This is a genomic window from Aquimarina sp. AWH4_224, from assembly GCF_056160245.1.
Genome location: NZ_JBSWWU010000016.1, coordinates 26,006 through 36,417 on the forward strand (window position 1 = coordinate 26,006; position 10,412 = coordinate 36,417).

Annotated in this window: 9 protein-coding genes and 1 other RNA gene; 6 read left to right on the forward strand and 4 right to left on the reverse strand. The window is 34.9% G+C overall.

The window, feature by feature from the left end:
* Nucleotides 1–13: 13 nt before the first annotated feature.
* Together ACXAGJ_RS22655 and ACXAGJ_RS22660 are read right to left on the reverse strand one after the other, a co-directional pair.
* Entirely contained in the window at nt 14–1,702 is a 1,689-nt protein-coding gene (locus ACXAGJ_RS22655; RefSeq protein ID WP_474843205.1) for a M23 family metallopeptidase, read from the reverse strand.
* Nucleotides 1,703–1,755: 53 nt separating this feature from the next.
* Nucleotides 1,756–2,802, reverse strand: a complete 1,047-nt coding sequence (locus ACXAGJ_RS22660) for a glycosyltransferase (RefSeq protein WP_474843207.1) — start codon at nt 2,800–2,802, stop codon at nt 1,756–1,758.
* 175 nt (nt 2,803–2,977) lie between these two features.
* On the opposite strand from ACXAGJ_RS22660, the gene glf reads away from it, so the two are divergent.
* The 5 genes from glf (at nt 2,978) to rny (ending at nt 6,555) form a co-directional block, all read left to right on the forward strand.
* A complete protein-coding gene (glf, locus tag ACXAGJ_RS22665) occupies nt 2,978–4,102 on the forward strand; it encodes a UDP-galactopyranose mutase (protein WP_474843209.1) in 1,125 nt (374 codons plus the stop codon).
* A gap of 85 nt (nt 4,103–4,187) precedes the next feature.
* The gene (locus ACXAGJ_RS22670) at nt 4,188–4,478 is read left to right on the forward strand and encodes a hypothetical protein (protein ID WP_474843211.1); all 291 of its coding nucleotides are present in this window, start codon (nt 4,188–4,190) and stop codon (nt 4,476–4,478) included.
* 7 nt (nt 4,479–4,485) lie between these two features.
* Complete coding sequence (locus tag ACXAGJ_RS22675) at nt 4,486–4,776, forward strand: cell division protein ZapA (protein ID WP_073314278.1); 291 nt, start codon at nt 4,486–4,488, stop codon at nt 4,774–4,776.
* A gap of 51 nt (nt 4,777–4,827) precedes the next feature.
* Nucleotides 4,828–4,934, forward strand: a non-coding RNA gene (gene ssrS, locus ACXAGJ_RS22680) — 6S RNA.
* Nucleotides 4,935–4,989: 55 nt separating this feature from the next.
* Nucleotides 4,990–6,555 carry a ribonuclease Y gene (gene rny, locus ACXAGJ_RS22685; RefSeq protein ID WP_474843213.1) on the forward strand — a complete coding sequence of 522 codons (1,566 nt, stop codon included), beginning with the start codon at nt 4,990–4,992 and terminating at the stop codon, nt 6,553–6,555.
* A 59-nt stretch (nt 6,556–6,614) separates the two neighbouring features.
* On the opposite strand, the gene ACXAGJ_RS22690 is transcribed toward rny, so the two are convergent.
* Nucleotides 6,615–7,001, reverse strand: coding sequence for a hypothetical protein (locus tag ACXAGJ_RS22690; RefSeq protein WP_473280364.1), 387 nt, complete (start codon nt 6,999–7,001; stop codon nt 6,615–6,617).
* A gap of 122 nt (nt 7,002–7,123) precedes the next feature.
* Nucleotides 7,124–8,164 carry a LacI family DNA-binding transcriptional regulator gene (locus ACXAGJ_RS22695; protein WP_474843215.1) on the reverse strand — a complete coding sequence of 347 codons (1,041 nt, stop codon included), beginning with the start codon at nt 8,162–8,164 and terminating at the stop codon, nt 7,124–7,126.
* Nucleotides 8,165–8,689: 525 nt separating this feature from the next.
* Between ACXAGJ_RS22695 and ACXAGJ_RS22700 the strand changes: the two genes are divergently transcribed.
* Complete coding sequence (locus ACXAGJ_RS22700; RefSeq protein WP_474843217.1) at nt 8,690–10,306, forward strand: sodium:solute symporter; 1,617 nt, start codon at nt 8,690–8,692, stop codon at nt 10,304–10,306.
* Nucleotides 10,307–10,412: the final 106 nt, after the last annotated feature.

Genomic DNA, 10,412 nt, shown 5'->3' on the forward strand with positions numbered 1-10,412 from the left:
AAGTGAGTTGGTTTTAAGGTTTTCTATAAAATGTGGTTTCAAATGTGGCTCGATTTCCTACATTATCTAACACTACAAGTTTAAAATTATTTTCTGAATCTGTAACAATTTTGTCGTTAAAATCATAAATCAGCATTCCGGTTTTGTAGTCGTACTCCATCAAAATAAACTTTCCATTCAGTGTACCACGATAGCTTTTTACCCCGGATCCAGAGTCATTGATTTTAATTTTTAAATGTGTTGCGTTCGAGATCCACTTTTTACTTGCCACATTGATCGGAACAATGACCGGCTTTTGCGTATCCGAAAAAAGCGAATAGGTACCAAATGTTCTGGTACGTGTAGAAAAACGTTTGCCTTTTTTATAGGTTCTGGAGTAGGAGTGTTTTTTATCGCTGATAACTCTTCCGATGTACATTTTCTTTAGATCCTCATCCTTGTATCTCGACACATCAAATGCCAAGGTCATATTTTTATGTAATGGAGTCTGATCATTATGAATTTTGGCAGTTTCTCCACTAACCGATATATCGAGATAAGTATCTTCATAGAGACTTCCTTTTGGAATTAGCAAATCAAATAAACCTGAAGTATAAGTAAAGTTTTGATTAGCCAACGCAAGATCAGGAGTTTCGATGGTTTCTTTTATTTTGATCTGATTTTCTTTTTTTCCTTGTATAGGCACCTCAATGGTAGTGCTATTGTTTTTGAAATCTTTAATCTCAATCAAATAACTATATGAGAGACTATCTTTTATGGTCAAAATACCGTTGTTATCTTTCTTTTTGTAAACGGATAATGGATTATTGGGTTCGACATACAATTTACTGATCCTAGAACGGTGTTTTTTATAGTGTTCGTAATCTATTAATCGATTCACATAACGAGTTTCAGAAAATGAAAATCGGTTCATTTGAAATTTAAGATTTTCTTGACCATTAATGGCGGTAGTAATCTCAAAAACACCATTTCTATTAGCTGCTAGATCCAGTTTATCAATGGTAGAAACCCCAAACCCAATTTCTCCTAAAGCTGTAATTGGCTCTGCTTTGTAGTTTCCATTCTCTTGTGGGGTAAGTGTAAGTCTGTAGGGGAGTTGCGCTCCATTTACATGAGAATTTTTCTCTAAGCTATATACCCAAAGACTATTGATAATAGGTCTTTTGGTGTCTTGAGCGTCTATTCCAAAAAGCATAGGATTCATTGGTCTGGATCTGCTATCTCTTATTTCAAAATGTAAATGAGGTCCTGAGCTTCCTCCTGTATTACCACTATAGGCAATAGTATCTCCTTTTTTTACCGTTAAGGTACCGGATTTTGGAAAGAGTTCTATTTCATAAGATTCCTTGTCATATTGTCTTTTCTTTACATAGGCTTCAATTTCGGGAGCAAACTTTTGAAGATGGGCATACACCGTGGTATATCCATTGGGATGAGCAATGTAAAGCGCTTTTCCATATCCACCATGAGAAACTTTTATTCTACTCACCCTTCCAGATGCGCTGGCGTATACATTCAGCCCTTCTTCACCATTGGTTTTAAGATCTAACCCCGAATGGAAGTGATTCGATCGGAGTTCCCCAAAGGTACCCGAAACAACAGATTCAATATCAAGAGGGTGGGCAAAATATCCTGTTTTGAGATCATCCTGACCGTGACAAAAGAAAATACTACATATGAATATCAAAAGACTTAAACGCATAGACGAAATAGAATAGGTGTTTACGGATTATAAAACTACTTATTTTTTTAGAGTTACATTTGTTTTAAAGAAGCATTTACAGCATCTTTAAGATATCCTCCACTAATTATTTTTGTTCTGGCTTTATCAACATTAGCTTTCATGGCTAGATAATCTTCGTGAGTTAGTCCTGCTAGTGTATCGCTCAGATCGGCTAGGTTGCTAATCGCAATACCAAGTCCATTTTCCAAAACAAAAGTACTTATGGCAGCTTTGTCCCAAACAATTATAGGAAGACCACATAGCAAATACAATGATGTTTTGTGAGGGTTGTTAAACATTAAATATCGACCATATTGTCCGCTACATTCTTCAGTAGAAATACCATCCCAAACCAAACCAAACGATCCTTCAATATGATAGGCTACTACATCTGAAGGGAAAGCTCCTTGATACGATAAAACCGATGTCTCTTTAGGAGCTTTTAGTTTTTCATAATCAAAACCAATGCCATAGAGTTTCATCTTGAAATCATTCTTTTCTAAAGTGTCTAGATCATAGATGTACGAATTTTTTCCTTCACCAAAACCTCCTGCATATACGATTTCATAAGGCTTTATTCCTTTGTTTTCATTGTTTTGTGTAGGTAATCCTTTTTGAAGTATATAATCAAAGATCCCTAGCACAACAACCGGGATATTGATATTTTGTTCCAGAAACCACTTTTTCATGGCTTCATTATGAACAATGATGACGTCGGATCCTTTGATTTTTTTTAAATCCTTATCTACATTACCAGTTCGACCTTTCAAAAATCGCACATCATGAACAATAGTAATGATTTTACACCCTTTTAGTTTTGCCATAAACATGACATAATTTCTAAACTTATTTAAGGGATATTGCGTGCATAATGTACTTTTGAAAGGAAGTCTTAACAAGGCGATAGAAATACCAAAAAAGTTTTTGATGGTTCCGATCGCAGAATTGGGGATAGATGATTGTTTGAAACCAAGATTTTTAAAGCCCATATCCTTCAATATCCACTCGCAATCTGTTTTTGCTTTGCCGGCAGCATTAAAAAGGGATTTATAATTTCTTGATATATAATAGCTCCTCATAGTGTTCTAATTTCAGGAATGAAAGATACATACATTTTGTTTTTTTGTGCTACAATGGAATGATATTTTATTCGTTCACTTTTTGAGAGGAAATATGTAAAATTAAGTCACTATAAAAGCTTAGCTTTGGCAAATATTGATCTCTCAGTATATAGAGATTTTAAAAACAGAACTAGTGAAAGAAAAGAAATATGATTATTTAATTGTTGGGGCAGGACTTTTTGGGAGTGTTTTTGCTCATGAGATGACCAAGAGAAATAAAAAATGCTTGGTTATCGATAAGCGAGATCATTTAGGAGGAAATGTATATTGTGAGGAAAAGGAAGGGATTAATGTTCATAAATATGGGGCTCATATTTTTCATACCAACGATAAAAGAATTTGGGATTATGTAAATCAGTTCGCCACCTTCAATAACTATGTCAATTCGCCAGTATCTCTATCCAAAGGGAAATTGTACAATTTACCTTTTAATATGAATACCTTTTATCAGCTATGGGGTACCAAAACTCCCGAAGAGGCTAAAGCGGTAATCGATAAACAAATTGAAGAGTATGGTTCCAAATCTCCCAAAAACTTGGAGGAGCAGGCCTTGTCTTTGGTTGGGAAGGATATTTATGAAACTTTAATCAAAGAATACACCGAGAAACAATGGGGTAAAAAAGCAACAGAATTACCTGCATTTATTATAAAAAGACTACCAGTACGTTATACGTATAATAACAATTACTTTAATGATAAATACCAAGGAATTCCTGAGGGAGGATATAACAAAATCATCGAAGGATTGCTAGAAGGTGTCGAAACCAAAACCGGTGTTGACTTTTTTCAGGATAAAGAACACTTACTATCATTAGCAGATAAGATAGTGTATACAGGTAAGATAGATGAGTTCTACGAGTACAAATACGGACAATTAGAGTATCGTTCCTTGCGTTTCGAACATGAGCTACACGATATGGATAATTATCAAGGAAATGCAGTGGTAAACTATAATGATAGCGAATATGCGTTTACCAGGATAATCGAACATAAACATTTTGAATTTGGAAAGCAGGAAAAAACAATAGTTACCAAAGAGTATCCAGAACAGTGGGATCGAACCAAAGAAGCGTATTACCCTATCAATAATGACCAAAATCAAGAGATATTTAAACAGTACAAAAAAGAAGCAGAAAAGGAGGATAGCATCATTTTTGGTGGGCGATTAGCAGAATATCGATATTATGATATGCACCAAATCATAGCTTCTTCGCTAAACAAAGTACAAGAAGTTCTTAAGTTAGAAGCGAATACATAAAGCCTACAAAATTAGTTGAAAAACTATTGGGTTTTTTCAATTGGTATGTTAACTTTGTGTAACGAAGTATTGTGTAAAATTTATAATGAGTGATTTAATTGATATTGTTGATTCTCTTGAGAATAGGATAAGCAAGCTGCTTCATAAGTATGAATTAATGAAAAGGCAGAATGTAGATCTCAAGAAGAAAATTCAGGAATTAGAGGCTAATTCCTCACTCCAACAAGATGAATTAAGGCATTGGGAAGAAAAGTTCAGTGCACTCAAAAATGCCAATGCAATACTGGGCAGTGACGAATATAAAAGGGAGACCAAGCTCAAAATAAACGCCTTGATTAGAGAGATAGATATGTGTATTGCACAACTCTCAGAATAATAGATGTATGGCAGAAAAGCTTAAAATCAAACTATCAATAGCAGATCGGGTATATCCACTTACGATCAATCCTGAACAGGAAGAAGGATTGCGTAAAGCTGCAAAAAATATAGATGCTATGATAAAGCAGTTTGAGCAGAGCTATGCGGTAAGAGATAAGCAAGATGTTTTAGCAATGTGTGCATTGCAATTTGCAGCTCAGGTTGAACAAAAAAGTATAGATAAAAACGACGATATGGTTAATGTAGCAAGCCGATTAAGTGCGCTTAATGAATTGCTGTATGATCATCTGTCATAACGTTCTTTAAAATAAATAAGGTTACTGCCTGCACTAGTTGTATTTTGATAAACTCAACAAGAATTAATTAAAAAGGGTGAGTTTAAGTTGTAAAAGCGCGCCGCCTTGAGCGGATTCTTGAGCAATTTGTTAGCCCTAAACCTGTTTTTACAGAGTTTATACGAAACCTTTGCTAGTGCAGGCTTTTTTTATATATAAACATCAACAACAATTATGGATAACACTATATTTTTGATTGTAGCTTCAGTGGTGGGGTTAGTGGTAGGTTTTATTATCGCTAAGGTGCTGGAGCGCAGTAAAGCATCAGAAATTATTAAAAATGCTAAAAAGACGTCGGCAAGTATTGTCAGAGAGGCTAAGAGTGAAGGAGAAACAATCAAGAAAGACAAAATATTACAGGCAAAAGAAAAATTTATTGAACTGAAGTCTGAACATGAGAAAGTAATTCTCTCTCGTGATAAGAAAATTGCCGAAGCAGAAAAAAGAACTAGAGATAAAGAATCTCAAGTATCCAATGAGCTTTCTAAAAATAAAAAATTAAATGTAGAGCTAGAGGATAAAATTAAGACGTACAATCAGCGTAATGAGTATCTAGACAAAAAACAGACAGAACTTAAGAAATTACATAAAAGTCAGGTACAACAACTTGAGGTCATTTCTGGTTTGTCTGCCGAAGAAGCTAAAGAACAGCTGGTAGAGTCTTTAAAAGAACAGGCCAAAACAGATTCGATGGCTTTGATTCAAGATACGATTGAAGAAGCAAAGCTCACAGCTCAACAAGAAGCAAAGAAAGTTATTATTAATACGATCCAAAGAATCGGAACTGAAGAGGCTATAGATAACTGCGTTTCTGTGTTTAATATTGAGAGCGATGATGTAAAAGGTAGGATTATTGGTCGAGAAGGAAGAAACATTAGAGCAATAGAAGCAGCAACAGGAGTAGAGATTATTGTAGATGACACCCCTGAAGCAATTATTTTATCCTGTTTTGATTCTGTGCGTCGTGAGGTTGCTAGATTATCACTTCACAAACTGGTAACTGATGGTAGAATTCACCCAGCTCGTATTGAAGAGATTGTAAAGAAGACTAAAAAACAGATTGAAGAAGAAATTATAGAAGTAGGTAAACGAACAGTAATCGACCTAGGAATTCATGGTTTACATCCCGAGTTGATTAAAACCGTAGGGAGAATGAAATATAGGTCTTCTTATGGTCAGAACCTGTTGCAACACTCCAGAGAAGTAGCTAAACTTTGCGGAGTAATGGCGGCAGAACTGGGGTTGAATCCTAAATTAGCCAAAAGAGCAGGACTTCTACATGATATTGGTAAAGTACCGGAAACTGAAACAGAGGTGCCTCACGCAATCCTGGGAATGCAATGGGCAGAAAAATACGGGGAGAAAGCAGAGGTTTGTAATGCCATTGGAGCTCACCACGACGAGGTAGAAATGACCTCTTTGATATCACCAATTATTCAGGTTTGTGATGCTATTAGTGGAGCAAGACCAGGAGCAAGACGTCAGGTTTTGGATTCTTATATTCAAAGATTAAAAGATTTGGAAGAAATAGCGTTTGCATTCGATGGAGTGAAAAAGGCTTATGCGATACAAGCAGGACGTGAACTTCGTGTAATTGTAGAGAGTGAAAAAGTAAATGATGAAAGAGCATCAAGCCTTTCTTTTGAAATTTCACAAAAGATTCAAACGGACATGACATATCCAGGGCAGGTAAAAGTGACTGTGATTAGAGAAACAAGGGCTGTAAATATTGCAAAATAAACGGTTAAGTATAATATATTTGGAAAAGTGAAGTCGTTTGGCTTCACTTTTTTTTATGGCTAGTCGTGATGCTTTTTTAAGATCTCTTCTTTCCAATCAATAGCTTCTTCCAAAGTTTCGAACAACCTAAAATCTTTTTTGAAAAACATCTTTTCCATTTCAAATTGTTGTTTTTGCTGCGGATCTGGAGATACTACCGCGAACCCCATTAGATTGGGTATTTTGGAAGACTCTGCATGAATGATTGGGTTTATAGAAAAAGAATGTACTCGATGAGATATGTATACAAAAGGTTTGTTTTTGTAGTGTATGTCGATCAGCTTAGCGAATATTTTGAGATTCTCTGGGGTAGTTGTTACGCCCTCATGTATTCTTGAAATTACATAGTTTTCATAAACATCTAGGTCGCAAAAGTCTAGATTATAGGATGTAATCATTTGTGCCATAGATGAGTAAGCTGGAATTTTAATTTAAGATACGAATAATTTTCGTGAGTTTTGGGCTTAACCTTCTATATTTTAAACACAAATGGATAAAATATCTTAAGTAACTACGATGTATATAGAAGTTAGAAGACTTCAACAATACTCTTGGTACTTTCCCTTTCTATCAAGTTGGTTTTAATCACTTTGGTGGTGTAAGTTGTTGGAGTGTCTGTTTGTTCTATTCTATCAATTAGCATTTTGGCAGCAATTTCACCCAAATAGGTACTATGCTGACTTATTGTTGTAATAGAAGGGCTTACATAGCGAGGTAATATCCCATTGGTAAAACCAATGATTGAAATATCTTCAGGAACTCGGTATCCTCTGGATTTTACTAGTTTTAAGGTGTTGACTGCTGCGTCTTCTTCAAGACAAAGGATAGCATCCACTTTTTTAGAGTCTAGCATGATCTTCAATAAAGTATTGATGTCATTAAATTCGTCTACTTTCAAAATTAAGGCATCATCAATGGGTAGTTTCGCTTCCAAAAGTGCTTGCTTGTATCCTTCTAATCTTAATTTACCCACGCTTAAACGATGAATATTGGATACAATAGCGATATTTCGACATCCTGTATTGATGAAATGTTTGGTGGCGTTATAAGCTCCTTCTTTATCATTTACAACAACCTTATCACAATCAATAGCATCAGTAATACGATCGATCATCATCATTGGGATACCTTGATTTATGGTATTTTGAAAATGTCTAAAATCCTTTCTTACCTGGGTTTCTTCAGCAATGGATAAAATAAATCCATCCAGATATGAATTTTTTAAAAGTTCGATAGCTCCGGCTTCCTTTTCAAGAGATTCGTTAGAGATACAAGTGATAAGATTGTATCCTTTTTCGGTAGCTATTTTTTCGATACCAACAAAAACTTTAGTAAAAAATTGATTCAACATATTTGGGATAATGACTCCAATGGTTTTAGCATTTTTTTGTAACTCTACCTTTGGATCTATCATGAATGATTTATAATTATGAGCTTCAGCATATGCTCTAATTTTTGTTTTAGTTCCAACGCTAATTTCATAACTGTCACTAAGCGCTTTTGATACTGTAGCGATAGATACATTGAATTCTTTCGCTATTGTTTTTTGAGTGATTCTATTCTTTTTCATACCGGACAAATTTCTAATATGAGTTTTAATACTGATTACTATTACTTTTAATCAAGACCTTTTCATAATTAAAAGTTTTTAGTAGTTCTTATTGAAATTTAAATCATTTTTTTGCCAATTAATTAGCATTATCGCATTAATTGATGTTTAGAATTTAAAATACAACATGATTTATAGGAGTTGCTTCAAATGTGATATAAGCAGAAGAGTCAATTTGAAATTCGGGGCATAAAAACGATATAAATCGTATGACTATGAAAAAGGATTGCCATCAAAATCGCAATCGACTTTTTAGGATATTCATAATTAAAGAAAGACTACTCATATCATATTAACAATCTCGTAACTTTTGATGCATCATGATTTATAGGATTTGCTTCAAATGTGTTATGCTGTTGCATGTTCTTATGATAGTTTTGGTTTTTATTAAGATTTTAAGTTAAAAAGAGAGTATTTGTTAGTAAATGTTTTGTCATTTTAAGAAAAATATATTCTCGTGTAATAAAACAACAGTAATCATAGGATATGGAATCAGTCTTGAGGCAATTAGATTGGGTGGTATTAGGCACCTACTTTTTAGCATTAATTGGAGTTGCAGTATGGGTAATATTGCAAAAAAATAAGGATACGGCGGATTATTTTTTGGCAGGGAGAAATGTGGGATGGTTCGTAATCGGGGCTTCTATTTTTGCTTCCAATATCGGGTCAGAGCATGTTGTAGGTTTGGCAGGAACAGGGGCAGAATCTGGAATGCCAATGGCACATTACGAATTGCATGCATGGATAGTATTGCTTTTGGGATGGTTATTTCTTCCTTTTTATATGCGTAGTATGGTATTTACTATGCCCGAATTCTTAGAAAAACGTTTCGACAGCCGTTCAAGATGGTTTTTATCTGTGTTTTCATTAGCCGGATATGTAATTACTAAGGTTTCTGTGACCATTTACGCGGGTGGAATTGTAGTTTCAGAATTGCTAGGTATTCCTTTTTGGTATGGAGCTATTGGGATAGTTGTTTTCACTGGTGCATATACCATTATTGGAGGAATGAAAGCCGTAATCTACACAGAAACCTTACAAACAGTTGTGTTAATAGTCGGATCGATTATTATTACCTATCTAGGACTTCAAGAAGTTGGTGGATGGGAAAATCTAAGAGCAACAGCAGGTTCGGATCATTTTAATATGTGGAGACCAATGTCTGATCCAGATTTTCCTTGGACCGGTTTATTAATAGGAGGAACTATAGTAGGGGTATGGTATTGGTGTACTGATCAATATATAGTACAACGAACTTTGGCAGCAAATAATATTAAGATCGGTAGGAGAGGTGCGATTTTTGGGGCATATCTCAAGATACTTCCGATCTTTATTTTCCTGATCCCTGGGATCATAGCTTTCGCCTTAGCAAAACAAGGAGTTCTAGAATATGAAAGAGCAGATGAAGTATTTCCAGTGCTTGTAAAAACATTATTACCTACAGGAATCAAAGGTTTGGTGGCTGGTGGTTTGATGGCTGCATTGATGAGCTCTTTGGCCTCAGTATTCAACTCTTGCTCTACGATATTCACCATAGATATTTATAAAAAATTGAAGCCAGAAACTCCTGAAAAAAAGTTATTAAATATCGGACGAGTGGCTACAGCATTGGTAGTGATTTTGGGAATTATTTGGATCCCGATTATGAATAAAATAGGGGGCGGAGTATTATATCAATATCTGCAAAGTGTTCAATCTTATATTGCTCCTCCTATCACTGCAGTTTTTGTCCTAGGGATTATTTGGAAGAGAGTAAATTCAAAAGCGGCAATTGTAACCTTGTTTTCCGGATTATTGATTGCAGGTTTACGTATAACTGCCGAGATTAGTAAAGATGATTTATCTGGGATACTATATAAGTTCGCCACCATCAACTTTGCACATATGGCTATTTTTATGTTTATTTTTTCCGTTTTGGTTTGTATTAGTACCAGTCTGGTAACGGCTCCACCAAATTATCATGCGATCAAAGGATTAGCATTTGGAACACTTTCCCAGTCTCAAAAAGAAGAGGCCAAAGCTAGCTTTACATGGTTGGATGTAGTGTTATCTGTTTTACTAGTAGTAGTTGTAATTGCTGTATTGACTTATTTTACAGGATAATTGAATGGAGGTTATCGTCAGAAATAGCTTTTTGTTGGGTCACTCTTTAGGTAAAGTTGGATGGTAAAAAAGGCAATAAAATATAAATACAGAAAAAGATAGTAAC